Source organism: Marinobacter panjinensis (assembly GCF_005298175.1).
Lineage (GTDB): Bacteria > Pseudomonadota > Gammaproteobacteria > Pseudomonadales > Oleiphilaceae > Marinobacter > Marinobacter panjinensis.
Window position 1 is genome coordinate 2525609 of record NZ_SZYH01000001.1, and the last position, 26722, is coordinate 2552330.

General features: G+C 53.8%; 22 protein-coding genes and 1 pseudogene. 5 read left to right on the forward strand and 18 right to left on the reverse strand.

The annotated features are described in order from the left end of the window. Nucleotides 1–58: 58 nt before the first annotated feature. The 3 genes from tssE to tssB form a co-directional block, all read right to left on the reverse strand. Nucleotides 59–499, reverse strand: coding sequence for a type VI secretion system baseplate subunit TssE (gene tssE, locus FDP08_RS11590; RefSeq protein WP_137436309.1), 441 nt, complete (start codon nt 497–499; stop codon nt 59–61). Between the two features lie 3 nt (nt 500–502). Continuing rightward, nucleotides 503–2005 carry a type VI secretion system contractile sheath large subunit gene (gene tssC / locus FDP08_RS11595; protein WP_137436310.1) on the reverse strand — a complete coding sequence of 501 codons (1503 nt, stop codon included), beginning with the start codon at nt 2003–2005 and terminating at the stop codon, nt 503–505. A gap of 63 nt (nt 2006–2068) precedes the next feature. Then, complete coding sequence (gene tssB, locus FDP08_RS11600; protein WP_137436311.1) at nt 2069–2569, reverse strand: type VI secretion system contractile sheath small subunit; 501 nt, start codon at nt 2567–2569, stop codon at nt 2069–2071. Nucleotides 2570–2883: 314 nt separating this feature from the next. Between tssB and FDP08_RS11605 the strand changes: the two genes are divergently transcribed. Next, nucleotides 2884–3144, forward strand: coding sequence for an acyl-CoA-binding protein (locus tag FDP08_RS11605; protein ID WP_137436312.1), 261 nt, complete (start codon nt 2884–2886; stop codon nt 3142–3144). A gap of 145 nt (nt 3145–3289) precedes the next feature. Continuing rightward, nucleotides 3290–3601 carry a site-specific integrase gene (locus FDP08_RS11610; RefSeq protein ID WP_137436313.1) on the forward strand — a complete coding sequence of 104 codons (312 nt, stop codon included), beginning with the start codon at nt 3290–3292 and terminating at the stop codon, nt 3599–3601. A gap of 9 nt (nt 3602–3610) precedes the next feature. On the opposite strand, the gene FDP08_RS11615 is transcribed toward FDP08_RS11610, so the two are convergent. The 6 genes and pseudogenes from FDP08_RS11615 to FDP08_RS11640 all read right to left on the reverse strand — a co-directional run bounded on the left by FDP08_RS11615 (nt 3611) and on the right by FDP08_RS11640 (nt 14568). Then, on the reverse strand, nt 3611–4024 hold the full coding sequence (locus tag FDP08_RS11615) for a hypothetical protein (RefSeq protein WP_137437312.1): 414 nt from the start codon (nt 4022–4024) through the stop codon (nt 3611–3613). A gap of 140 nt (nt 4025–4164) precedes the next feature. Continuing rightward, a pseudogene (locus tag FDP08_RS11620) lies at nt 4165–4509 on the reverse strand (GreA/GreB family elongation factor); the annotation flags it as partial. Nucleotides 4510–4685: 176 nt separating this feature from the next. Beyond that, nucleotides 4686–4916 (reverse strand): hypothetical protein, encoded by a 231-nt coding sequence (locus FDP08_RS11625; protein WP_137436315.1) that lies wholly within the window; start codon nt 4914–4916, stop codon nt 4686–4688. Nucleotides 4917–4920: 4 nt separating this feature from the next. Then, nucleotides 4921–8040, reverse strand: a complete 3120-nt coding sequence (locus FDP08_RS11630) for a transglutaminase-like domain-containing protein (protein WP_228263290.1) — start codon at nt 8038–8040, stop codon at nt 4921–4923. 98 nt (nt 8041–8138) lie between these two features. Further along, nucleotides 8139–11789, reverse strand: a complete 3651-nt coding sequence (locus tag FDP08_RS11635; protein ID WP_228263361.1) for an Ig domain-containing protein — start codon at nt 11787–11789, stop codon at nt 8139–8141. Nucleotide 11790: 1 nt separating this feature from the next. Next, nucleotides 11791–14568: a carboxypeptidase regulatory-like domain-containing protein gene (locus FDP08_RS11640; protein ID WP_137436316.1), complete on the reverse strand. Its 2778-nt coding sequence runs from the start codon at nt 14566–14568 to the stop codon at nt 11791–11793. 576 nt (nt 14569–15144) lie between these two features. On the opposite strand from FDP08_RS11640, the gene greB reads away from it, so the two are divergent. Both greB and FDP08_RS11650 read left to right on the forward strand, forming a co-directional pair. Next, entirely contained in the window at nt 15145–15621 is a 477-nt protein-coding gene (gene greB / locus FDP08_RS11645; RefSeq protein WP_137436317.1) for a transcription elongation factor GreB, read from the forward strand. Between the two features lie 370 nt (nt 15622–15991). Beyond that, nucleotides 15992–16279, forward strand: coding sequence for a hypothetical protein (locus FDP08_RS11650; protein WP_137436318.1), 288 nt, complete (start codon nt 15992–15994; stop codon nt 16277–16279). Here the strand turns inward: FDP08_RS11650 and FDP08_RS11655 are convergent, their stop codons facing one another. The 8 genes from FDP08_RS11655 to ftsY all read right to left on the reverse strand — a co-directional run bounded on the left by FDP08_RS11655 (nt 16280) and on the right by ftsY (nt 24421). Then, nucleotides 16280–17755 carry a sensor histidine kinase gene (locus FDP08_RS11655; protein ID WP_137436319.1) on the reverse strand — a complete coding sequence of 492 codons (1476 nt, stop codon included), beginning with the start codon at nt 17753–17755 and terminating at the stop codon, nt 16280–16282. It abuts the gene before it with no gap. Next, on the reverse strand, nt 17742–18422 hold the full coding sequence (locus FDP08_RS11660; RefSeq protein WP_137436320.1) for a winged helix-turn-helix domain-containing protein: 681 nt from the start codon (nt 18420–18422) through the stop codon (nt 17742–17744). The genes FDP08_RS11655 and FDP08_RS11660 overlap by 14 nt, the downstream gene beginning before the upstream one ends. A 104-nt stretch (nt 18423–18526) precedes the next feature. Next, nucleotides 18527–19306, reverse strand: a complete 780-nt coding sequence (gene hyi, locus FDP08_RS11665) for a hydroxypyruvate isomerase (protein ID WP_137436321.1) — start codon at nt 19304–19306, stop codon at nt 18527–18529. A 3-nt stretch (nt 19307–19309) separates the two neighbouring features. Further along, complete coding sequence (locus FDP08_RS11670) at nt 19310–20221, reverse strand: NAD(P)-dependent oxidoreductase (RefSeq protein WP_137436322.1); 912 nt, start codon at nt 20219–20221, stop codon at nt 19310–19312. A gap of 249 nt (nt 20222–20470) precedes the next feature. After that, nucleotides 20471–21340, reverse strand: a complete 870-nt coding sequence (rpoH, locus tag FDP08_RS11675) for an RNA polymerase sigma factor RpoH (RefSeq protein WP_137436323.1) — start codon at nt 21338–21340, stop codon at nt 20471–20473. A 194-nt stretch (nt 21341–21534) separates the two neighbouring features. Then, a complete protein-coding gene (gene ftsX, locus FDP08_RS11680; RefSeq protein WP_137436324.1) occupies nt 21535–22533 on the reverse strand; it encodes a permease-like cell division protein FtsX in 999 nt (332 codons plus the stop codon). After that, nucleotides 22526–23209: a cell division ATP-binding protein FtsE gene (gene ftsE / locus FDP08_RS11685; RefSeq protein WP_137436325.1), complete on the reverse strand. Its 684-nt coding sequence runs from the start codon at nt 23207–23209 to the stop codon at nt 22526–22528. The genes ftsX and ftsE overlap by 8 nt, the downstream gene beginning before the upstream one ends. A gap of 6 nt (nt 23210–23215) precedes the next feature. Further along, the gene (ftsY, locus tag FDP08_RS11690; protein ID WP_137437315.1) at nt 23216–24421 is read right to left on the reverse strand and encodes a signal recognition particle-docking protein FtsY; all 1206 of its coding nucleotides are present in this window, start codon (nt 24419–24421) and stop codon (nt 23216–23218) included. 167 nt (nt 24422–24588) lie between these two features. Between ftsY and rsmD the strand changes: the two genes are divergently transcribed. Further along, nucleotides 24589–25188 carry a 16S rRNA (guanine(966)-N(2))-methyltransferase RsmD gene (rsmD, locus tag FDP08_RS11695; protein WP_137436326.1) on the forward strand — a complete coding sequence of 200 codons (600 nt, stop codon included), beginning with the start codon at nt 24589–24591 and terminating at the stop codon, nt 25186–25188. 149 nt (nt 25189–25337) lie between these two features. On the opposite strand, the gene FDP08_RS11700 is transcribed toward rsmD, so the two are convergent. Beyond that, entirely contained in the window at nt 25338–26516 is a 1179-nt protein-coding gene (locus FDP08_RS11700) for a DesA family fatty acid desaturase (RefSeq protein WP_137436327.1), read from the reverse strand. Nucleotides 26517–26722 lie beyond the last annotated feature (206 nt).

Below are 26722 nucleotides of genomic sequence, written 5' to 3' on the forward strand. Positions count from 1 at the left end.
TGGGCGGCCACCCGCATCACCTGCTCTCATCCGTGTCTGCTTGCTACTGCCAGTGACGTTAGATCACTCGGTAGTAGCGCTTGTCATCCAATAACAAATCGATGGTCGTCTTATCGTCTTCTGAACCCACCTTCAGGTAGACCGTCACCTGGAACCGCAACTGCAATGGATCCGGCCCCTGGGGCATTGCCATCACATCCACCCGGTGCACCCTGGGCTCGAACTTCTCAATACACTGCCGTATCGCGCTGCGAATACGGATGCTCAGGTCATGGGTGCCAAGCGTGGCGTCGTTGAAATCCACCAGCCCCAGGTCCGGCACGCTCTCGCTGTTGCCCGGATGGGCATTCAGCAGGCGAACCAGATGGCGCTTGATGGAATCCACCACATGGGTCACTTCCCCCATGCCCTGCCCCGCGGGTTCGGCAGCCTGTTCCAAACGCTCGAACAAACTGCCGCCCGACGCCTGAACACCGTCAGCACCGGTGCTCCTGAACACGGGTTAGTCCTTGTCCAGACGGCCGACGAGTGACAGCTCGAAGTTCGCACCCATGTACTTGAAGTGCGGACGAACCGCCAGGGAGACCGAGTACCAGCCCGGATCGCCTTCCACATCGGAAACAATCACCTTGGCAGCACGCAGCGGACGACGGCTGCGAACATCCGCCGGCGGGTTTTCCTGGTCGGCCACGTACTGTCGAATCCAGGTGTTCAGCTCCCGCTCAAGATCCTGACGTTCTTTCCAGGAACCGATCTGCTCCCGCTGCAGCACCTTGATGTAGTGCGCCAGGCGGTTGACGATCATCATGTAAGGCAGTTGCGTACCCAGCTTGTAGTTGGTTTCCGCTTCCTTGCCTTCCTTGGTGTTGGGGAACTGCTTGGGCTTCTGCACCGAGTTGGCGGAGAAGAAAGCCGCGTTGTCGCTGCCCTTGCGCATGGTCAGGGCGATGAAGCCTTCGTCGGCCATTTCGTATTCGCGACGGTCGGTGATCAGCACCTCGGTCGGGATCTTGGCTTCCAGCTGACCAAAGGATTCAAACGTGTGAACCGGCAGGTCTTCCACCGAGCCACCACTTTGCGGACCGATGATGTTCGGGCACCAGCGGTACTTGGCGAAGCTCTCGGTCAGGCGCGTGGCCAGCAGGTAGGCGGTGTTGCCCCACAGGTAATGCTCATGGTCACCGGACACCTCTTCCTTGTAGTTGAAGCTGCGCACCGGGTTTTCGGTGGGGTCGTAAGGCACCCGCAGCAGGAAGCGTGGTGATGTCAGGCCCAGGTAACGAGCGTCTTCGGACTCACGCAGGGAGCGCCACTTGGCGTATTTCGGGCCTTCGAAAACGGCCTTCAGTTCCTTGATGGCGGGCAGTTCCTGATAGCTGTCGACACCGAAGAAGGATGGCGCAACGGAGGACAGGAACGGCGCATGGGCCATGGCACCCACGGAAGACACGTACTGCAGCAGCTTCATGTCCAGAGTGGAAGCCGTGAACGCATAGTTACCGACCACGGCGCCTACTGGCTCACCGCCAAACTGGCCGTATTCGGTGGAGTAGATGTGCTTGTAGAAACCCGTCTGGGTCACGTCGGGCGCAAACTCGAAGTCTTCCAGCAGTTCGGTCTTGGTGGCGTGGAGGATATCCACCTTGATGTTCTCGCGGAAATCCGTGCGATCAACCATCAGTTTCAGGCCACGCCAGGAGGACTCCAGTTCCTGCAGCTTGGGTGCATGCAGGATTTCATCCATCTGGGCGCTGATCTTGCGGTCCAGCTCGACCACCATCTGGTCCACCAGAGCCTTGTTGACCGGCTGGCCTTTCTCGTCGCTTTTCAGCAGGTTGGAGATAAACGTCGCCACACCGCGGCGCGCCACATCGTATCCTTCATCGGCGGGCGCCATGCGACTGTTGGCCATTACCTGGTCCAGCAGAGAGCCTTCAGCTCCTGATTGACGGCCATCCGCAACGGATTCGGAGGCAGCAGAATGCTGCTCAGCAGTATCAGACATACCACATCCCTTCAGTACGTTTTAATAGAAAAGTGAAACCTGCCAGCAATGGCAGAGTCCGGATTATTCGCCGCTTTCGTCCGTGGCCAGCTCAAGCTCCTGGAGGAGTTTGTCGCGGGCATCATCGTTGTCCAGCAGTTCCTGCAGCTTGGACCGGAACGATGGCACGTTACCCAGCGGGCCCTTGAGGGCAACCAGTGCTTCGCGAAGCTCAATCAGCTTCTTCAGCTCCGGTACCTGGCGGGAGATACTATCCGGGGAAAAGTCATCCAGGGTCTGGAAGTCGAGGTTAACCGGCAGTTCTTCGGCTTCTTCGTCCAGTTTGTTGGTGACCGTGGTGGAGAGGGTGAGACCGGCTTCCGACATCACAGAACGGAAGTTGTTCTTGTCGACGGAAATCGCCTTGCGGTCTTCGATCGGAGTTTCTTCGGCCTGCCCCTTGAAGTCACCAACGACAAACATCTTCAGCGGTAGCTCTGTTTCAGCCTGCTGATCACCGGTGGCGGGGACATACTTGATATTGATGCGCTCTTTAGGCGCGACGGAACCGTCTTTTGAAGACATGCGCTTGCTCCCTGTGGTCCATGTGCAAACTCAGTTGCTGTATTACAGTCCTTTGCGCGCGCCTTCCTGGCACGCTACGGGCAAAACTTTACACAGAATTAATCAGCCACTCAAGCAAAAACTGGCCAGCTTCTGGCAAAAACCCGTTCCCGGGCAAGGAATTGCCAAGCCGTCGAGGTTTTGGCCATGAGGCACTGCCAGTGACGGTAACGCTGAGCGGTTTGGAACGATCTGCCAATGACGGCACCATTGCGTCTGGATATACTCTGGGCCACCGTGAGTAACGGATTCAACACCAAAAAAAGGAACCCCGCATGAGCGACCTGAAAACCCGTTTCGACGAAGCCGTAAACTACATCCAGAACGCTGAGGGCGACTTCAAGCCGTCCAACGAACTGAAGCTGGAGTTCTATGCCCTCTACAAGCAGGCCACCGAAGGTGATGTCAGCGGCAAGCGCCCGGGCATGATGGATTTCGTTGGCCGCGCCAAATACGACGCCTGGGAAAAGGTCAAGGGCACTTCTTCCGAGGACGCCATGCAACAGTACATCGACAAGCTGGAAGCCCTGAAGTAACCGGGCAGCCAGCCATTCACCGGAGCAGCAGTCCTGACGATTGTTGCTCTTGGTCAATTTTCCCAGTGAAAGTTTTTGCGGCGGTCAAACGATTGTCATAAGATGCGCGCAATATAAGAACAACGATTCACAGGGAAGACACATTATGGATACTACCGAGGCGCTCGAACAGTCGCAGCCCGGCCTCGTCAGCCGAGTGACTGGCGCCATCCGCAAACACCAGCTTAACCATCGGGCAGAGCAGACCTACCTCCACTGGATCTCCCGGTTTGTGCTGTTCCATAACCTGAAAAATCCTGAGACGCTGCAGCCCGATGACCGGCAGCTGTTCCTGTCCTATCTGACTGAACGCCTGCAACTCTCACGGGCACGCCTGAATCAGGCAAAACAGGCACTGGCATTCTTTTACGAGGATGTACTGGGCAGAACCGAGCCGGAAGGGACCGTAGCCGCCTGAACCCGGGGATCAGCGCTCAGTGGTTGTGGTATTGAACGCTCCGTAGTTCCGATTGGTCGGTGGCCGGATAATGTAGTTGTCTCCGTGGGTCTGCCCCGGAATGGACTTGGGATTGCTGAAACGGAATTCCACCGGGATTTCGCTGCGTCCGAGGTCTGTGCGGGGATCACGGGGTTGCAGGGCGAGCGGGTCAAGGTAGAAGTCCTCGTCTGTTCGCGGTTGCACCGGCACACCGGCGGCGGGCGCTTCCAGCCCGCCTTCAATCACGGTATTGGCCAGGGACTCCTCCTCCATGGAACTGAAGGGGATGGTCTCCAGGGTTGAGCGCTCTTCGTAGTTGAATGCGCCACCCTCGACAGGCTCTTCGCCGGTTTGCGCCCACACCAGCGGTGACAGAGCCACCACCAGCGCTACAAACCCCATTGTTGTCCTGACTGAATCGAATCCGCCCATAACCCTTGCCTTTTTTGTTCCCTGTCGTGCAACGACTGACAATTTTTGATCAGTCTATCGCCAAACACGACAAAAAACCCGTGCGTTCGCCAGTTTTGTGACACTCCTCACTAGTCAGGAGTCAGTGGCTCGTATCGGATATCGGTGATAACCACATGGTTCCAGCCGTCAGGAGTGCGCACGCCAACTTCGTCATCAACACGTTTGCCCAGGAGTGCCCGGGCTATGGGAGAATCGATGCTCAGATAACCGCGGGACAGGTCGAACTCATCCGGCCCAACCAGACGATAGGTGCTTTTGGCGCCCTCTTCGTTCTCGATGGTCACCCAGGCACCGAAGAACACCTTGTTCCGGTCATCCGGCAGCCGATCCACCACCGTCAGTTCGTCCAGTCTCTTGCTCAGGAAACGGACGCGGCGGTCAATTTCCCGCAGCTGTTTCTTGCCGTAAATGTATTAGAACCCCCCCAAAAACATACTATTTTCCATTCAACACTATCTGTACCGGGACAGTGCCCGTCGGGTTGCCCAGCGCTCCGCGCGGCGACACCAAAAAAAGCCCCTGATGCGGGGCTTTAATTCAGTCTTTCCTTCGAAATTTTCGATGTTGAGTCGAAAAGTAAGCGATGGCTCTATAATTCTTGCAAACGAAAAACAGAAAGAATTATTCCGACAACAATAAGAGCACCGCCAACTTTATTGATTTTTCCACCGCCTTTAGCATATTGCCCAACAATAACAATCGACCCTGCCAACAGAATCACAAACTCCATCCCAAATCCAAATAAAATAAAACTAAAAAGGCATAGAATCAGTAGCGAAAATTCAACAAAAAATATCTTCCCTCGAAAGTTTTCGTTCATAAAATCACCTACATAGTGGCGTTGATTTAATCAGCGAACTCATTCTATTTAAACCGAAGCCCAACAGAGATAATCCAATAATAGTCCCAAGAGGTCCGGCAAAGGCAAACAGTAAAGCAAGCACCATCAGAGTCACCACGGTATATACGATGATGAACAAACGCGCAGCGTTAGCATCTGAGCAGTTCGTCGCCAAGTCGTACACAGACAGGCCAAAGGAAAGAGCAAACAAAAACGAGCCTATCTGAGAAAAAAGTTGAACAATAGAGGGGGAGGTCGCAATTAGAGCTAATAACTCTTTATATGCGAAACCCAATCCTAACCACGTTGCTATAGACCCCAAGCCATCTAGGAACCCTCCATTAGCGCCCCCTGCTATCTTATATGCTCCCGCACCCGTTTCAGGATCAATTAGCAAATATCCAGCGCCGACCCAGTTGCGGTAGGTTATCTTTTGTTCATGAACAGTGGCAATTTTACCTGCGGAGACAGCGTTCCGAATTTCTGTTTCCACTTCAGAGCCAAGATTGATTTGGCTGATCGCCAAACTCACGTTGTTCCGGTCTATAGTCCAAATTTTCTGCCCCTCTGCACCAGCTAGGGCTAGCGCTTTTACGGCCGAAATTCCATATGCCGGGGCTTCGGGAGTGGAGAAAACTTTTTCTGGAATTAAGTGTTCATTTGCGCTCCATTGAGTACCAGAGGACCTAGTAAAGTTAACACGAGTTTGGTTGCTGTTATCTTTAGCCACCCCATGGAACGTTACCGCGTCTACATCGATAGTAAGCCCACTGAAGTTCGTGTCTCTCGGCACGCCGAACCAATATTGAGGCTGTAATGTCGTTGAAAAGATTCCATAACTTGGTAAGCGATAAGTCACCATATTCGAACTTTGCGCCTGGATGTCTTCTTGAAGATCATTAATCGCAAAATAGCTCATTATGGTCCCATGCAGAAGGTCTCCAATGAGATCCTGTTTGGACAGGGTAGCGAGTTGGCTACTATCCCTACTCTCAAGCTTAACCTTGGTCTCCTCAAGGTTGTCCTTCAGAGCTTCGGCATGACTAGGGCTAATTCCCTGTAAATCTAGTCCAATAACACGATGCTCCCCTACAATCGGAGCATTATCACTCGTAAACCAATTGTGACTTGGGCTGAACAGGCCTAAGGTTTCATGCAATTCTGCACCCATTGTTTGAGCCGTCGAACTTTGGATCACATCGCCATCAATTGTGAAATCCGCAACAAGATTAATTAGGTAACCGGGTAGGCTATTAGGCAACCCGTCGGGATTTATTTGGTCTATGTTTGGATCCGGGGCTGGCAAGTAGCTTTCGATGACTGCTCGATCATCATCAGTCGCTGGCCTAAAACTCAATGCCAATTTTTTGCCTGCGAGTTTAGCGGTCGGTTCATTCACGCTTATAAATGGAGAGTTGGAAAAGCCATAGCTTTGTGTAGCCAGCTCGTATTTAAATCTGTGCCTTAAGCTTTCCGGTAGCTCCGAGAAGCTGTCCTGGGTCACTATGTGCTGATAGGGTAAGCCTGCTGCTAACGGCCGTGGAGGGAGTACCCGAATTTCTTGTAAACCTAGCACTTCTCCTATGGTCGCATCGGGGTTTTGGTCAGCTATAAAATTCTCGACTTGACTCTGGAATTGTTGAAGTTCGGCCTCGATATCCCCTTGTGGAACATTTTCAATCCAACCGTCTTCCTCATTATTCACTACCTTTTCTTCGATGTTACTTTTCAGCGACTGGGCATCAAATGGGACACGGTCCTTGAGGCTCATCCCTTCCGTGAACTCATACTGCTTAAAAGAAGCGTCCATGGGGATCCAGTTGTCCCCCTCGCGGTTCTTAATACCTCGGGAAGGCTCAAAATCCACGAATGCTTCTACCCAGGTGTGTTCCATACGAATCTTTGTGATTTTCCCGCCTTCGATCAAGGCGACATTAGGAATACCACCCTGTCCCAACAGGCTTTGTGCTGCTTCTGGTTTGGTGACACCACCCACCCAATTCATCACCTTGTCCACTGGAATTTCTACGGTACCGTAAGCGTATTTAGCCGGGATATTCGCCGCGCGCAGTAATGAAAGTAGCAGGCTTGCCGTATCCGAAGCGTTACCGCGCTTGGTCTCCAACGTGTACTGTGACCCTTGAATCGAACCATAGCTGGGAACAAAGCGGATATTGTTGTGGACCCAGGTGTATATTTCGACCGGGTTGTTATCCAGACTCTCAGCCAGCTCTCTAATTTCGTCGGTGATCTGAATATCGATAGTTTCTTGCAAGTCCGCCTCAGTCACCCCTTTGCCGACAGCGACATCACCTGATACCAGCATTTCAGGCGTCAGATCTCTTGAGGCCACTTGCACGTATTCTGCATAGGAATCGATGCCGAGCGCTGCCTGAAGATTGCGCTTGTTGGTCTTGGGCTCACGCACTTTGTCTGAGGGTGAACGCCATGGCAGCTTATTGGGATCATCAGCAGTGTGGCTGCGCTTGAACTTCTCGTTGCCGAGGCTTTCGCTGAGTTTATCCAGAATTTCCTGCTGCTCTTCAGCGTCCTGTGTGGTGGTCAGTTGCTCCAAATCGTGTTTGACAGTGCCGTATCGCTTTTGTACCCGCTCCAAAGCCTCAGCGTGACGCTCGCGGATTAGCTCCTTCACGCCTTCGGGCATGCCCTGTCTAGCGGAGAGTCGTGTGCCTTCCTGATCAAACTCCGTAATCGCCTCGTCGTACGCCTGGTTTATTCCCGTTTTCAGATCATTAAGCTCAGCGATCTCACCGGCAGTCAGTGGCATGTCACCTATGCCGACAGTATCTAAGGCTTTTGAAACCCAACCTTTTCCCTCGTTGCGTTTTTCGACGGCATTGGGCAGTTCCTTGGAGAGCTTTTGTTTGAGCTTTTCTAGCCGATGGGCCAGCTTCTTCTCAGGGGTGTTTTCGAGGATTTTTTCGATCTTGGCCTGACGAACATCTTCCTTGGTGAGTTCATCGGCTACTGCCTTACCGTTGGGTGATAGGTAAAAGACAAAAGTAAACATAAAAGCGGTAAAGGCTGAGGTGCCCTTAGAGAATTTACCGGAACGAAATGCGTCCATGGTCAAGCCATTCATCGTTATCCCCAAACTAAGCCGTCGGTTTTAAATAAAGTTGGTTGAGCAAGCAAATACCTGCTTGCTCATCAAAAAAGTGATTTTTTGCGTAGCTACAATCAAAGTCGTCTCTGGAGCTGGTACAGCCATGCATCCAGTGCGAATCGGAGTTGATTAGCCACTGTATGTTCCTCTTCGGAAATCTCATCCACGGCTGACAAAATCGATTTAATCGCGTTATTCAGTTTTCCTTTAGCTTGGTCACGAACAGCGGCGTCCAATTTTTTGGCAATGAACTGGAATTTCGCAATTCCTGGACCATCGGTTTCTAGCTGCTGTAAAAGATCAGAAGCGACTTGGTATTTAGAGGATCCATCAAGATTTCCGAGGACATAGGTCAGCTCACTATCATCAACCATGAGATCTCGGTTAATACCCGCTTTGATTTCAACATGAAGACTAACTTCACCCGCCACGCCGTCCGGGAGCAGTATGTAAAGGACATTGGTCGCGTCAGTTGGCGAAGAAAAGTCACGCTGCCACAACCAAGTGCCATCATCGAAAGTGGTGGGCATCTGGCTTTCGATCACTTCTCCGCCCTGCGGCAACGTAAAGCGCACATCAACGGCCGCTTTACGGCTTAGGTTTTCCAGAGTGATCGCAACGGGAACTAAGCGGCCTGGCGCAGCAGGCCAAGCATTGGGCTGAACAGCAAGCAAGGCTTCAAGCAGAAGCTGTTCATGCAAACCTTGATAGGAAGTGGCGAGATCTAAAACATCGTAGGCAAAGTAGCTGTTGCCGCCGCGCCCGTACTTACCAGCAGTGACGGCAGCAGGCGCATGTGCATAGGCACAGCTATCGCTTGCATTTCTTCCACCACCAAACACTGCCCACACATCAGCGTCACAATGCGCCATTGCCAAACCCGGCGCCACTATCGCATCACTGGCAACCGGCTGATCTATGACGCCGTTGTCAAAAATGGCGCTAACTTGGTTGTTTTTACCAGTTAGCTTAATGCCTAAAGCTTTTTCGATTTTGCTGTTACGCCGATTCCAGCTTCCACTCACCAGCAGCCCCATACCATTGTGCTGGGCCTCTACTAGCAACTGCTCCACTTTCGGACTCAGTGTTACTTTATCGGAGAGAAGTGCCGCGGCGCTGTATAACCCAGAATTAAACGCAGTCTCAAATTCAACTGCGTTGTCTACCAGGGTGTAATGCCATTGATTGGTTGTGAGCAACTCTTCCAAATATGCTCTTTGAAGACTTGCATCGTTATAATCTTGAGTGGCAGTTCCCAAGTTATCGATCAGCACCAAAAGCTTGCCCTTTGCGGCAGGAAGAACCTCAGCATTCAGGTCTGGAGGCACGACTTCAAAGCCTGCTGCGGCCAACTCAATCAACTCGCCATCTATCTCTGCCATTGATATGCAGCCATAGCCACCGTAAGCAGGGGGATCAGACAACAGCAACTGGTATAGATGGCCATTTGTATTGCTGACAGCAGTGTTCTCTTCACGGATTTGATAGACCACAGAACCATCAACCAGACTCACCAACTGATAAATAAGATTGGCTTTTACCTCTGCCTGAGAACTGCGATTCGTTGTCTCGAAATGGCAAGCTTTAGCCTCTCCGGTTTCGTAATAGTCCAGAGTGACCTCACCCAACAAAGAAAGGGTTTCGGAGCGTTCAACCTGGAAATTCGCCTGACTGCTCGCGAGTTCCTCACCGTCTTGGCTGATAACCCAACGTGCCTGATAAGTACCAGCCTCTCTATCAACCAACGCCAGGGCATACCTGCGATCACTTGAGCCCTGAGGGACCAGGCTATTCAGATCATAGGTTTCTTCTGCCAGTAGCTCGCCATTGGGACGACTGATCTGAAGCGTCCCAACACCACCATCGAAAACCCCGTTCTGGCTGAGGTTGCGAACCCTGAAATCAATCAGCGCCTGGTCCCACGCCTGATACTTTGGCTTGTCAGTATTGACCAGAGCACCAACTTGGGTCAGCGAACCATTGGAGGTTGATATGGCAAAGGGCGCAACGGCCTGAGTCAAAACTTCTGCATCACTATCGAGTAGTTGAGCAACTACTTCATAGGTTCCTGCATAGATACTCGTGGTATCGAAAACCTCGGAAGGAATTGAGACCTGTCCTTTCGGCGCGATGGCTTGAACATCGAACACACCAAAATCACTTACAAGCACCCGCTGACTATCGACGATGGTTAGCGCAACCCTCGCATCAGCTTGAATGTCACTCTGATTTTCCAGCAGACCGGTAATGATCACTTGCTCGGATGGGGAATACAGATCCTTATCGGTATCCACAGCAATAGTCGTCAGCGTGGGCGCCACCTTGACCTTTTGTTCGCCGAGCGTTTCTCGGACAGGATCGCCGTCAATGTCTGTATACGAGACTTCCAACTGCTCGGTTACTACTCGCTGGGTTCCGGGCTGGACATTGAACAATTTCAAATCTGTAGCAAGACTCTCCAGCTGTCCCACGCGGAAAGTATCGAATTCCCAAGTGACAATAGTTCGATCATTTTCAACAGCAACCTGAGAAGGCGGCACGGAGTAGGAGGAAGTATCGATCTGGATATCTGAAGTTGAAATAGTGCTGGTTATCTTCACATCAGAGATAGCTGGCTTTATAACTTCAATTTTGACACCGACTGGAGAGGATGCGCCCCCACGATTGTCGTTCGCTAGGAAGGTTACTAAATTTTCCCCCATATCGGCACTGGTCGGTGTCCACTCAAGCGTTGCAACTCCCGTGGTGCTCCCAGACACGGTTTGCTCGAAAGTTGCCCCAATCGGCAAACCAACATGATTCAAAAACACCTGATCGTTGGGATCTGGATCCGTAGCTTGAACGGTCAGAGTGAGTTTCTGACCAACAACCGCCTTAATGACGCTGCCAGCCTCCGGAGTTGGCGGATGATCAAATTCTGGTGAGGCATTCACACCTTGATCACGGAGATTAAGGAGAAAATCGATCGCCGCAGTACTTTTAACATTACCCTCTTGATCACGGTCTTCGATCGTGACTTGAACGGTGTACAAGCCATTACTGAATGACTCGGCCCCTGTCCAAGTAAACAGCCCCGTCTCGCTGTCGATGTTCATACCGGAGGGAATGCCATTAATTGCAGATTCTGACCGCGTAGACATCCTCCATGTCAGCTTATCGCCGTCAGGGTCAACCGCAGGCACCAGGAATCTGCAGTCATATTTGGAACAGCTAACGATAGGAGGTAGGTTACTGAATGGAGACGAATTGCCTTCCTCCAGGTTCACTCGGTTGAAAACCCTCCAGGTGCTACCTGAATTACGAAGCCCGCCAATTTTGCAGCAGCTCTCGAACTTTCCTAGCCAAGGTTGACCGTCATTATTAACCGATGGATAGGAGTGACGGACAATATCGTTCTCATTCCGCGTATCAACAGCTTCGCCTACAATCCAATCCTCTTGGAGGTTCCTCGCAATGACCCGATAACTATGATTAGAGGAAGCTCCGTCACCGTAATAAAATCGACCTGGACGGAATGTTTGGCCAATATTCGGATGTCCGAATGCGCTACTCCGAAACGCAACCGTCATTCGAAAATCGGCCGTTGTCGGCGAAATATCTGGCCGAGCTTCGTAAGCAAAATGACCAAAGCGGAAGTGACTAGCTTCTGCAACAGAAACGCTGAGAACCAGTAAAATTACACAGGTAAAACGGCTAATGATTGCCTTCGCCAGGTTTCGATCCATCTTATTCACCATCAACTCCTTCTACCTGAATCTTGCTCTCTACCGATACACCCTCCAGTGGCACCACTTCGCCTGGGCTGAGTGACTGCGTTGCTTTCAATCTGATTGATGGCGGAACGAAGATTATTCCCGTTGACTGAGAGCTAACGGTTGCACCGGATACGTTTTCCACAACGAGTCGGTATTCGCCGCTGGCATCAAAGTCATATGGCAACACTGAGAGAACTTGACGCGCGTTAGTATTTTCGGGTGCCAGCTCAAGCTGACTATGTCCTTGGGTGATTACTCGGCCATCGGGATCGGTGAGCAAATAATCGAACTCAAGATTTACATTGATGTTGGAGCGGTTGTATATCTCCGCATAGAGTTCAATATCAGCTTGGTTGTTCAGCAGCACATAACCTGGAGAAGCCTTTGGATCCAAAGAAGCCAACACATTCGTGGGTTCAACGGTTACCGTTGTACTGCTCTCCGAGACGAAATTGCTTGTTGTGCCGTCAAGGGCCTGCACAGTGATCGTATAGACACCTGGTTTTACCACCAAGGTGTTCCACCACTGCTCAAGCTTGATGCTTCTTTGCTCACCAGGAGCAAAGTCTTGAATCGCGGCCTCAAGATGTTCCTGATAGTGCGCCAGTTCCTCCGGATCGCTCTGCGGATCTAGAGGAGGAAGGTTCGCTCCCGAAAAGCTCTCTACCTCTTTGCCCTCACTGTTCAACACTCGAACGTAGAATCTTGCACCTTGATTAAGAGCTGTATCATTCTCAACGTCCGCTGTTATCAACACAGGTTCATAGGCGCCATAAACTGACTTCTCTGTGGTTGCTTGAACAATATTCACGCCACCCAGGTCAGCTTTTCGAATATTTATATCGAGATTCAAATCGGTATGTTCTGCGAGAGAGACGTCTTTATTTGAGAACAGGTACCCTGATGCATTGGTAGATACGGTAAATTCAAGAACCGGAATATCGGATAATTGGTAGAACCCGTTCACGTCCGAAGTGGTTTTTGAACTTCCGACAGAAATGCTAGCTCCTGGCACACCGAGGCCGGTGACCATATCGACCACCTGCCCACGAATCGAAGTAGAGGGCAACACGGCTTCTTCCTTCAGGCTGATATAACCGATATCGACGTTCGTTCTATCGGGCACGACCAAGCTGAAGTTGACCGATTCGAAACCTGACTTCCTGACGGCTACCGAGATATTTCCGCCATCCAGATTCGTTAGCTCAAAGCTACCCACTTCATTTGTTAGGGATACGGAACTACTGCCCACAATTGAAATTGACACGTTCTCGATAGGCTGCGCGTTGCTGTCTACGACCGTTCCCGAAACACTTGAGCTATTAGGCTGGTCTTCGGTTAATGCCTGCAGAGATGGTGAAAAGCTGACTCGAGTGCCGGCTTGAAGGTCTGCAGTGGCGGAAACAGGATAGTAGTCGGATGATTGAACCGACAAAGTTGCAGTTCCCGGCTCACTGAGCAATTGATACGTTCCGTCGACCCCGCTCACGGTGCTGTTCGTATTACCCCCCACAACTGATGTGATCGTCACACCCGGGACCGGGCTCCCAGACCCAGATTCTGTGATCACACCCGATATGAGAACCGTCGTTGGTGCCACAGCCAGTCGAATGGTGCCAACGTTTGCGAACTGCCCTTTTTGCAGGGTAATGCTTTGAGATGCACCTAGATAACCCGCTGCAGAATATGCAACGACGTACGAGTCAGAGCCAAGGTTAGAGATAACAAAACTGCCATCTGAGCTAATGGCAACATCTTCATTACTGAAACCAAGTACATCAATGGTGGCGCTCGGGATACTGGCGCCCGAAGACGCATCCACCAATCGGCCTGCAACTACCGCTTTTTCCGGATCAACCGGAACATCAATTGATGCGAGCATCTTTAATGCGGCAACTGAGATTGATGTCGTATAAACCTGCTGGCCCCAATCACCTTCAGGCGACTGGCTAGCCTTCAGGAAATCAACCGCTTTACCATATTTACTCACATCAGTTGTAACCGGTATGAGGGCCTGCAGTGCTAGCGCACTCTCCCAAGCGGTGCCCCAATGGCCATCTGCGTTTCGGGCAGAATAAAGGTAGTTGACGCTCCCGCGAAGCACGTCAGCAATGTCGTGGGTGTAAAGGTAGGGTTTCAGTGCCTTGGTCGCGAGCGCCGTAACCATGACGGATGCTTGATCCTCATAGAGAGGAAAAGAGCCATCTGCCTGTTGTGCGGATGAGAAAAATTGTAATGCGTCACCTGCAACGAGGACATCGGAACCTGCAGCCTGTAAAGCTATGAGTGCATAACTTGTGTCTAAAGCAGTGCTGTCGTAACCCGCAAAATGACCAAAGCCCCCATCAGCCCCCTGACGAGAAAGCAATTCTGCTTTTACCTCGTCAAACGGTTGGTTTGCTTGAGCTAAAGCCAGTAATAGACGCGACAATTGTTCTGAGGTTAAGTCCGCGAGACCAGTGGTTAGAAACTCCAGGGCGGCCTGTTTATCAGCTGAAGATGAACTCAGTAGCTGAAAAACCTGCAACGCTTCGGCAGTAGACTGCCGGTTTGTTGAAATATCAGAAGCGTTTGTGACACCACCATTGGGTTGCTGGGATAGCTCCAGCCAGTGAAGGGCCGAATTTAAAATTGCCTCCTGCCCACCAGTTTGGTGGTCTGCGCCATTGTGCGCATATCCCGTGGAAGATACTGAAAAAAGAAGGACCGCTAGAACTTCTAGACACCGAACCGAAAATTTCCTGCCCACAGCCAAGACTCCGCTTGTACATGAAAACTGCTGTAGTAACGCAGGAGATGGGCTGATCCAGCACCCAATCTTAATATCAGGCCGATATTAGACAGCGTCCCTGCCTACAGAGCTTGTAACGAGCCAGAATCCTATAAAATTACAGTGAATTAATGAAGGTAAGGCGCTCAGGTTTCGAACACATTACTGTGAAATTCCGTAAAACCCCATCGAATTGTTAACTGGATCACATAGTTAGTCCCTACATGCGTTCTTCAACATTGCAATTCTCTCGATTCAGTACATTTGTCCGATCCAACTGCGTGGTGATCACTCCGGAGGCATTCGAAACGACCTCAGTTTGAGGCCGCGGGGTGTCACGCTTATCGAAGGAGAAATTCAGAATACGAACCGCAAACTACTGACTCGTATACAGGTTTCCGAGGTGGCAGCAGCCAACAAGGAACTCCATGACATTGCGCTGGGCCCCGAATACCTCACCTCAGAAAATTTCCCTGGCAAGTGGGGCTTCTCGATCTCAGAATATGGAGAAATCATGGATGCTATGAAATAAGCACTAACCTATCTTTAAGGCCTATGGATACTAACGTTATTACCCCGGAAGGTTATACCGAATTACAGCAAGAACTGGATTATCTTTGGCGGAAGGAGCGCCCTGAGGTCACCAAAAAGGTGCAATGGGCGGCAAGCCTCGGTGACCGCTCTGAAAACGCGGATTATCAATATAACAAGAAAAGACTCAGGGAAATCGACCGCCGGGTCAGGTATTTGAGAAACCGCCTTTCCAAGCTGCGAATTGTCAACTATAGCCCTGTCCAAGAGGGAAAAGCCTTCTTTGGGGCCTGGGTCACTCTGGCTGATGAAAGCGATGACAAACTTACATTTAGGATTGTTGGTCCCGACGAGATATACGGCAAAAAACATTATGTCTCCGTACATGCTCCCGTGGTTAAAGCTTGTCTCGGAAAGAGCGTAGGCGATGAAATCGTAGTCAGAACACCAGAATCGACAAAAGCATGGGAGATTGTATTGATAAACTATCAAGTCGATTGACTGCAGGGCAGGCAACAGACCTCTGAGCTTTTTAAGGCTGGCGATGTGGCCTTTCGCCCTCCGCTATTATTTAGCGGGTTCTGGCCATATGAAAATCATCGTGTAGAAATAAAAAAACCCCGTAAAAACGGGGTAAGGCTAGCGCTGTGCTGGAGGGAGAAGCAAGCGGAGTTTCCGCCGGCTTCCATAACTACATCCTCCATTGTGCATAGTCGAGGTTACACAGCAGTGGCCGCTCGATTACGTTTTTTTCAGAGCAGGGATTAGGTTGTTCACTCTAGAGCGCGGCGTTAATGTCTTACTCAAATAACCGTATTACTAACTTGAAGCTTTCATCGACCGGCACTTTTCGAACAAACGGGGCACCAACATGAACACGCAAAAACTCATCAACACGGCGTTGAACGGTCTGGATAGCATCGGCTACCGGCTGGACCAATACGGCATTACCGGCAAACTGAACCGCCACAACCTGGCCGCTTTCATCATGCTGGAACAGAAACATCTGGAAGGTGAATGGGACAGCATTCAGGCGAAGTTTGATCGCCGCCGTTCACAGTTCGATGGCCTGCTGACCGCCATCGAAACCCGTACCGATCCGCTGATCAGGCCTCTCATCAGCCGTGTAAACCAATTCCGTGGTGTTTCCGGCCACTGATCAGGCACCTTTGAGCTCGCTCGGAGACGCGTGCTCTCCGGTTTCCGGGGCCGTAAGTGTCTGGGTGTCCTTGAGGCGTTTCCGGTTCGGGGAGTACGCCGGCATACGAACGGTCACCATTAGCCCCGGGTACTCGTCCCCGGGATGGTGATCGCTCAGGGAAATGGTTCCCTGGTGTATCTCGGCCACGGCACTGACAAGACTGAGCCCAAGACCATTACCCGGCAATGACCGGCTCTTGCCAACCCGGTAGAAACGTTGGAAAACCTGGTCTTTCTCTTCGTCGGGGATGCCGATACCGCTATCCCCCACCTCGAAAATCGCATCGTTCCCTTCCTTGCGAACATTGACACGGATCTTGCCCTGTTCGGGGGTGTACTTGATGGCGTTGTCGATCAGGTTGCTGACCATCTGGAACAAAAGATCCCGATCCCCCTCGACCACCACCTGGTCTTCCAGCGACTGCTCGAAATCCTGCTCCTTGTCTTCCGCCAGCGCCTCGTACAGTTCGCAGGCATCGCTGACCAGTTCCCCCAGAGAGACCTGCTTCATATCCGCAGCATTGCCACGGGTTTCCAGGCGCGCGATCCGTAGCAGGGCATTGAAGGTAGCCAGCAACTGATCCGCCTCCGCCACGGCTTTGCCCGCCTGGTCTCGAGCTTCGTCGTTGTCCACGGACATCAGGGTATTCTCCAGCTGGTTGCGCAGCCGGGTCAGCGGGGTTCTCAGGTCATGGGCAATACTGTCGGAAACATGCCGGATACCTTCCATGAGGTACACAATCCGGTCCAGCATCTGGTTGAGATTTTCCGCCAGCTGGTCGAAATCGTCATCGGTACCCCGGGTGGGTATGCGAAGGGAAAGATGCCCGTTCATGATTCGTCGGGAGGTATTATTGATTACCTCGATACGCCGGGTGGTACTACGGCTCATCAGAAAACCGCCAAGCAGGGCCAGGGCGAGCGTAATCCCCATGCCCCAGTTGATGGCGGTTTCTATCACCCGTTTGAGATTGGTAAGCTCCTCCACATCTCGACCGACCAACAAGCGCAGGCCACCCTGCACCTCGAATATCCGGGCACGTGCGAGGCGCTCTGGCCCCGTCCAGCCTACGGATTGGTCCAGCGTGAAATTGATCCAGCCACTTTCCGAGCGTGAACCCTTGGGCCAGGTTTCGATATTGCCGGCAAGCTTGAGGAAATCGTCGGTAGTAAGCAGGTAAATGGACTTGGCGTTAGGGTCGCGAGCGACACGCTCGCGGATAATGGATATCAGCCCATTGATACCGCTGCCGCGGTATTGCTCAGCGAGGCCGGCAATCTCGGCCTCGATGGTTTCATCGGTCTGGGCAGTCATGAACCCTGCTGTGCGCCAGTAGATAAACGCCAACAACAAAAAAACCGAGGTGGCGAACACCACCATATACAGCAGGGCTAACTGGAACGATGAGGTTCTGAGTTGGCTAAGCAGTTTCACGCAACATGTATCCTGCACCCCGGATGGTCTGCAGCAGTGGGGTATCGAATTCCTTGTCGATTTTTGCCCTCAGGCGGCTGATATGCACATCAATGACGTTGGTCTGGGGATCAAAATGATAATCCCAGACCTTTTCAAGCAGCATGGTTCGGGTGACCACCTGCCCGGCATTGCGCATCAGGTATTCCAGCAGACGGAATTCCCGGGGCTGAACGTCGATATTGTGCCCTGCCCGCTTGACCGTTCTGGCCAGCAGGTCCATTTCCAGATCCGCCACCTTCAATACCGTCTCGGTTTCAGCGGACTGGCGATTGCGGCGAACCAGGGATTCAATCCGGGCCAGCAACTCAGTAAAGGAGAAGGGCTTGGTCAGGTAGTCGTCGCCGCCACCACGCAGGCCTTCCACCCGATCATCCACATCGCCCAGGGCGCTGAGAATCAGCACAGGCACCTGGTTTCCGGTGGCACGCACCGTTTTGATAATCGACAGGCCATCCATACCCGGAAGCATGCGGTCAACAATCATGATGTCGTAATCTTCGCTGGCGGCCATCATCATTCCGTCCTTGCCATCCGCCGCATGATCCACGACAAAATCAGACTCTTTCAGCCCTTTAACAAGGTAGTTTGCCACGTCCTGATCGTCTTCAATTACCAGTGCTTTCACCGGTTATCCTCCTGAATAGCGGATTACATTAACAGCTAGGGTACGAAGAACATCGGTTGCCGGCCAGTTACGATCTTGTAAGAGGGTGTCGCCATTGGCGACGGTCACGCTCCCTGCCGAAACCAGCCCAGACTATCCCCCGTGGCGCCACTAGGGCGATATTCCGCACTCACCCAGCCACCATACCCCAAGCGATCAAGGGCTGCGAAAACATTCCAAAAGTTAATCTCACCGGTACCGGGCTCATGGCGGCCGGGATTATCAGCAAACTGGATGTGGCCAATCCAGGGCAACAGACACTCCACGGTGCGGATCAGATCCCCCTCCATGATCTGCATGTGGTAGATGTCGTACTGCAGCTTCACATTGCCAGCATCAACCGCCTCGATTAACTGCATCACCCGGGCGGAGGTATCCAGGAAAAAGCCCGGTATATCCACCCGCGAGTTGATGGCTTCCAGGCACAGGGTGATACCTTCGTCTTCAAGCCTCCCGGCAGCATAGTTCACGTTGTCCACCAGCGTTTGCCAGGCCAGCGACTCCTCCAGCGTGTCTGGCCGGATACCGGCCAGGCAGTTGACCTGCCTGCAGTTCAGGACCCGGGCATAGCGAATGGCCTGGTCCACACCCGCCCTGAACTCCTGCACACGGTCCGGCAGGCAGGCAATACCGCGTTCACCAGCGCTCCAGTTGCCGGGGGGCAGGTTGAACAGCACCTGAGTCAGCCCATTTTCCTCAAGCGCCCGCTTCAGATCCTCTTCCGGCCAGTCGTAGGGAAACAGATACTCGACACCGCAAAACCCCGCCTCCCGAGCCAGCCGGAAGCGATCCATAAAATCCACTTCGGTATACAGCATGGAGAGGTTCGCAGCGAATACAGGCATGGGTTATCCCTTACGTTTGATGGCTGGCGCGGAACCCAACAGGACCCCATTGAGATGCTCCAATTCCAGCAACAGGCCACTATGGTCCACGTCACTGTGCCCATTGGCTACCAGGCTCTGATATTCATTATGCACCTGCTGCGCCAGCGGCAGCGTCAACCCCTCGGAACGGGCTTCATCGAGAATCATGCGCAGATCCTTGAGCTGAATCCGCGCCGGAGCACCGGGAGAAAAATCCCGGTCAATCATTCGTTGACCGTGCAGCTCCAGAATCCGGCTGCCCGCAAAGCCACCCATCAGCGCCTCCCTCACAGCGGCCGGGTCCGCACCGCCCTTCGCAGCCAGCAACAACGCCTCGGAAACCGCACCAATGGTAATACCCACAATCGCCTGATTAGCCAGCTTCGCGAGTTGCCCGGCACCAACGGGACCAATGGGAGTACATTTACCCAGGGCCTCAAAAACCAGCCGCACCCGCTCAATATCCACTTCCGAGCCCCCGGCCATAATACTCAGCCGCGCCTGCTCGGCACCGACGGTTCCACCCGACACGGGCGCATCCACATATCCGGCGCCCTGTTCCTGAGCCAGAGCAGCATGGCGACGAGCCAGCGAAGGCTGCACCGAACTCATATCAATATACACCGCCCCCGCCTTGAGTGACGCAATACCACCTTGTGTCACCATCACGTCATCCACCACGTCGCCATTTTCCAGCATGGTGATCACCACATCGGCATCACGGACAGCATTTTTCGGAGAATCGGCAGTTGTTGCCTCGCCGTTAAATTGCTCGCACTTACTGGCTGTACGGTTCCAAAGCGTCATGGAGAAACCGGCATCCAACAGATTCCGGACCATGGGCGCTCCCATTAGTCCAATTCCAAGGAAAGCTACGTGAAGATTCGCTGTCACAATTCCAGAACTCCTATTCCCAATGCCGCAGAAGTGAGTGGGCAGGCCCTTCCAAAACCGTGCGGAGCCATGGATGGCGGAGCCCGAGCCGAACAGGGACGTCTTGAGGCGCGTTTTGGAAGGGCCTGCCCACTCACTTCCGCCCGAAAATTCGAGTTAAGCAACCAAAAAGAGAGTATACAAACAAAAACGCCACCAACCCGGCATAAGGGTGGTGGCGTTCTGACCAAGCCCGGTATTCTTTCGGGCTTAAGCGGCGACTTCTTCCGTCGTCATCTGGGCACGGATCTTCTTCATGGCGTTCTTCTCAAGCTGACGAATACGCTCAGCAGACACACCATACCGATCAGCCAGCTCATGCAACGTAGACTTGCTGTCAGATAACCAACGTTCACGCAAGATATCCTGGCTGCGTTCGTCCAACAGCTCCAGTGCCGCCATCAGGCGACCGTTGGAGTCATCCGTCCAGTCCGACTGCTCAAGCTGAGTAGCCGGATTGCTGCGATGATCTTCCAGGTAATATTGCGGTGCCTGATAGGCATTGTCGTCGTCATCATCCTGGGGCCCGTCGAATGCCGTATCGTGGGAAGCCAGACGGCCCTCCATTTCGCGGACCACTTTGGGCTCAACACCCAGGTCACTGGCCACCGCATTGACCTCATCGTGACTCAACCACGCCAGACGCTTCTTCTGGCTGCGCAGATTAAAGAACAGCTTGCGCTGGGCCTTGGTGGTTGCCACTTTGACGATGCGCCAGTTACGCAGAATAAATTCGTGAATCTCGGCCTTGATCCAGTGCACCGCAAAGGACACCAGGCGCACGCCATATTCCGGATTGAAGCGTTTGACGGCTTTCATCAGGCCCACGTTGCCTTCCTGGATCAGGTCGGACTGGGACAGGCCATAACCGGCATAACTGCGCGCAATATGGATGACGAAGCGCAGATGCGAAAGAACCAGCTCACGGGCGGCCTCAACATCACCTTCGTAATGCAGCCGCTCTGAGAGCTTGCGCTCTTCCTCGACAGAAAGTACCGGAATACGGCTGGCCGCCTGGATATAGGCTTCCAGATTAGCGCCGGGAACCAGTCTGTCGATCACCTGTAAATTCGTACCCATATCTTATCCTCCGAACCAAGCGATCAATAAATATACCAACTGAAGCGTTGACCGCCAAGTACTCTGAAAGTTCCTTTAATTCCCACTAAAACGTTTTAAATCAACAAGCTGGGAATCTGCCAACTTCTGCTATCTGTTACCAACCTACTCCGGAAGCAGCTGATTTTTCAATACGGTATTTCCGAGACCGAAGATCACCCGCCCGCAATTTCACCGGGTTCGATATCATCAAGATGGCGTTTGACGGCCACCCAAGCACCCAACCAGCCTAACAGCATGGCGGCAATTATCAACGCCAGCGCGCCGTCGAAGGTCAGGCCATTAAGGGAAAATTCGCTGCGGTACAGCCCCGCCAGGCGCTCAATCGGCCCGCTCAGCCACCAGAGCGATAGCTGCAACAGCACCCAGGCCACTATGCCACCGCCAAGGCCAAACCAGGCACCGGTGTAGAGAAACGGCCGGCGCACGAAGGCATCGGTGCCACCTACCAGCTTTGCCACCAGAATCTCATCACGACGGTTTTCAATGGAGAGGCGCACGGTATTGCCAATGACAAGCACTACCGCGGCCGCCAGCAACAGGGCCAGCGCCCACACCGCCCGGCCCAGAAGATCGGTCATGGCGTTCAGGCGCTGCAACCAGCCAAGGTCCACCTGCACACGCTCCACACCATCAAGCCCTTCGATAACGGTCAGCAGCATTTCCACACCGGCGGCGGTACGGGAACTTTCACTGGGCGTAACCAGCAAGGTATGGGGCAGCGGGTTCTCGTCCAGGTAGTCCAGGGCATCCTCAAGGCCGGAAGAGGCGCGGAATTCATTCAGCGCCGTGTCCCGGTCGATCAGCTCCACTTCAGCCACGCGGCTGTCATCAGCCACTTCAGCTTTCAGGGCCTGGGCCTCTTCAATTGAAACCGAATCGTTCAGGTAGGCAGTCACCCGTGCGGAGCTTTCCCAGCCGGCACTGACACCTTCAAGACTGGCAAGCAACAGCATCAGCGCCACCGGCAATGCCAGGGCCACACCCATCACCGTCCAGGTCATCATGCTGGCAATCGGCGAATGCCACAGCCTCTGGGCGCTGTCCCGGGCGACTTTGCGATGATGGCTGAGATAGCTCTCCGCCTGCTCGCGCCAGGGAGAACGGGCACTTTTCGCGCCCCGGCTCTGTTGCCTGCGGGGATCGTTAGCCATGCCGACCTCCCCCTGCCCCAACGCCGGACACCAGCCTGCCCTGCTCCAGCGTGAGCGTGCGGCGCCCGAGATCGTTGATCAGAGCAATATCGTGGGTGGCAATCAGTACCGTGACTCCTACCTGGCTGAACTCCGCAAACAGCCGCATGATGTCGGCAGACAGTTCCGGGTCCAGGTTACCCGTGGGCTCATCCGCCAGCAGCACCGGCGGCTTGTTCACCACCGCCCGGGCAATGCCTACCCGCTGCTGCTCACCACCGGAAAGCTGCAACGGGTTCATCTTTTCCTTGCTCAGCAGACCGACCTTGTCCAGCGCAGCCCGAACGCGCCGGCCAATATCACGGGCGGGCGTACCCATCACTTCCAGGGGCATGGCGACGTTATCGAACACGGTGCGGTCAAACAGTAGCTGGTGATTCTGGAATACCACCCCGATGTGGCGGCGGATATAGGGCACCTGGCGGCGCGGCAGCGTATTGAGCACCTGGCCACCCACAATCACTTCACCGGCACTGGGGCGCTCCATCACCATGATCAGCTTGAGCAGGGTACTTTTACCGGCACCGGAGTGACCGGTGAGAAACGCCAGCTCACCACGCTCCAAACCGAAATTGACCTGACGCAGCGCAGTATGGTCGCTGTCGTAGCGTTTGGTGACCTGGCGGAACTCGATCATCGCGGGTTACTTCTCTGGGCTTTCATCGAACAGCGCATCCACAAACGTGCGGGCATCGAAGCTGCGCAGGTCGTCCACCTGCTCACCCACACCAATGTAGCGGATGGGCAACTGCAACTGCCGGGCGATGGCGAACACAATACCACCCTTGGCAGTGCCGTCCAGTTTGGTCAGGGTAATACCGCTCACGCCCACCGCCTGCTGGAAAACCTGGGCCTGGCTGAGGGCGTTCTGGCCGGTGCCGGCGTCCAGCACCAGCATGACTTCGTGGGGTGCAGTGTCGTCCAGCTTCTTGATCACCCGCACGACCTTTTCCAGCTCGCTCATCAGATTGTCTTTGTTCTGCAACCGGCCAGCGGTATCGGCAATCACCACATCCACACCGCGGGACTGTGCCGACTGGACCGCATCGAAGATGACCGAAGCGCTGTCGGCACCGGTATGCTGTGCCACCACCGGTACATTGTTGCGGTCGCCCCATACCTGCAACTGCTCAACCGCAGCCGCCCGGAACGTATCCCCCGCCGCCAGCATTACCGACTTGCCATCGCGCTGGAACAGTTTGGTGAGCTTGCCAATGGTGGTGGTTTTGCCCACACCATTCACACCCACCATCAGGATCACATAGGGTTTTTTCCCGGTATCGATCTCCAGGGGTCTGGTGACATCCGCCAGCAGACCGTGAAGTTCATCCCTCAGGGCTTTGCGCAGGGCTTCGCCGTCCTTGAGCTGGTTGCGCTCAAGCTTGTCGGTCAGCGACTCGATGATTTCCGAGGTAGCGGTAACGCCCACATCTGCCATCAGCAGCGTGGTTTCAATTTCCTCCAGCAGGTCCTCATCCACCTTCTTGCCGACAGAGAACAGGTCGGCAAGGCCGCCGGTCAGGTTGGCCCGGGTTTTACCCAGACCCTGGCGGATGCGCTCAAAAACGCTGACCTGTGGGGCTTCGGGTTCCGGTTCAGGCGCTGCCGGAATCTCCGCAGGCGGTTCCTCGACAACAACAGCTTCTTCAGGTGCTTCGACAGCCGGTACACTATCAGCCTCTGCTTTTTCCTCCGCCCCTGCCTTGGGGGTGGCACCTTCCGGGGCTTCCGGTTTTTTCTGGGGCACCGGCTTCGGCCGTGGCACGCGCCGACGGTTGGCCGCCACATCCAGAACAAACACAAGGACAAGAAGGGCCAGAAGGCCGATAGCAATCCACTCTGCCGTCATAGTCATACCATTGGTTGTCGATTCGCGGGATAAAAGAAAGCCGGTATTCTAGCAGACTGCTTGCTCTAAGTGATGGCCGCAGGTGACTCGCCCGATAAACCTTCGTAACATGGCACCACCCGCACTCAAAGGCGCACCACATCAGCGATCAAAAGGCCGTATCCAGAATGGCACGTAACCAGAAACCCGAGCCAGCCAGCGGCGGTGAACTCCGCATCATCGGCGGCGACTGGCGCAGCCGCAAACTACGCTTCCCCGAAGCCGGCGGCGTACGCCCCACACCGGCCCGCACCCGCGAAACCCTGTTCAACTGGCTATCTTTCCACATCGCAGGTAGCCATTGCCTGGACCTCTTCGCCGGCTCCGGCGCCCTCGGCCTTGAAGCTCTCTCCCGAGGCGCCGGCACAACCGTCTTCGTCGACCACACCCCGGAACTGGCCCAGGCCCTGCGCAGCAACCTCAGGCTATTGAAGTCAGACAAGGGAGAAGTGACCTGCCAGAACGCCGACACCTACCTGGCCCAGCCACCGCCCGAACCCTTCGACATCCTGTTCATGGATCCACCATTCAGACAGGGCTGGCTGGAAAAACTGTTCCCGATGATCGCGGACAACGGCTGGGTAAAACCGGGAGGCTGGATCTACGCAGAGCACGAAAGCGAATTGCCGACACCCACAGCCCCCATCAACTGGACCCTGCACCGACAAAAAACAGCAGGCCAGGTGACCTACTGTTTGTTCAGAGTGGAAGAATCAGTACCTGTCTGAAGAAACCGCAGCGCGATATCACTGCGGTCAGATCGGTCTCGGGGCGGGGTGCCTTTTCTGCCGGGAAAAGGTGTCTGAGCAAAGCGAGTTCTTTTCCCAGAAGAAAAGGCACCCCACCTCGGGACCAGACACCTGAACCAGCAGGCTACTTAGGGAGAGGGCCGCAAAGAATAAGCCCGCAAATGCGCCGCAAAATCCTCCAGGTACCGAATACCACTGGCCTCCGCCTCCCGGCACCACTGCATCAAAGCCTGAAGCTTCTCCTGCGGCTTCAGCCCACGGCGACGCCACAGCTCCTGCAATTCATGGCTCTTCTCATAAATCTGACGCAGCGTCGCATTGCGCTCCAGCACAGTGTCCAGGTGCTCCTTCTCCTTCGGCTTGATCAACGTCACCTCACGGGACAGCAAGCGCTTCAGACTGCGGTAACGGGGACGAATTTCCTCATCCATCAGCGCCTTCTGCTGGCGCAACACCGGCTCCATCACCCGCTTACGGTACTGGCGCATAATGTCGAACCGGCTGTTGGTAATCGCCTGCACGGTTTCAACATCCACTTCCTGCTTACCGGGAACATAATGTGCAATCGGCCTGAAGCCCTTGGGTTTTGCCAGCCCGAAGAACTGGAACAGGCGAATGTAACCCCAACCGATATCCACTTCATACCAGCGACGGGAAAGCTTGGACGAATTGGGATAGGTATGGTGATTGTTGTGCAGCTCTTCGCCACCAATCAGGATTCCCCACGGCGAAATATTGCGGGCGTTGTCCGCACATTCAAAATTGCGATACCCCATGAAGTGGCCGATGCCGTTGACTACACCTGCGGCCCACACCGGAATCCACATCATCTGCACCGCCCAGATCCAGATGCCGTGAACACCGAACAGCAACAGGTCGATAACGGCCATCAACTGAATGCCCAGCATGCGGTAGCGACTGTATACCCTGTTCTCCACCCAGTCTTCCGGGGTGCGCTGGCCGTAACGCTCGAGAGTTTCCGGAGTGCCGGCCTCGTCGTACAACTCAGCCCCTTCAAAAAGCACCTTGCGAATACCCAGAACCACAGGGCTGTGAGGATCTTCCTCGGTTTCGCACTTGGCATGGTGCTTACGATGGATAGCCGTCCACTGTTTGGTGTTCTGCGCTGTGGTCAGCCATAGCCAGAAACGGAAGAAATGCGCCAGCACCGGATGCAGATCCAGTGAGTTATGGGCAGAATGGCGATGCAGGTAAAGCGTCACGCTGATAATGGTGATGTGGGTAAGACCCAGCGTAACCAGAATCAGCTGCATCACCGAAAGGTCCAGAAGACCGTTGTACCACATAGAAGTTTCCTCGTTCGAAATCACAAGGTTGCAAAGTGCATGACAGGAACAGACAGAAAGCCTGCGGCCTGGCGGATCCGGTACTGCCCAACAACCGTATTCAGCCACTTTAGCGTACAGTTGTTAGCCGAAACAACCGTATTTGGCTGTCATTTTGTTACTGATCACTCATGTCCGTTCCCGCACATACGATTGGAGTAAATGGC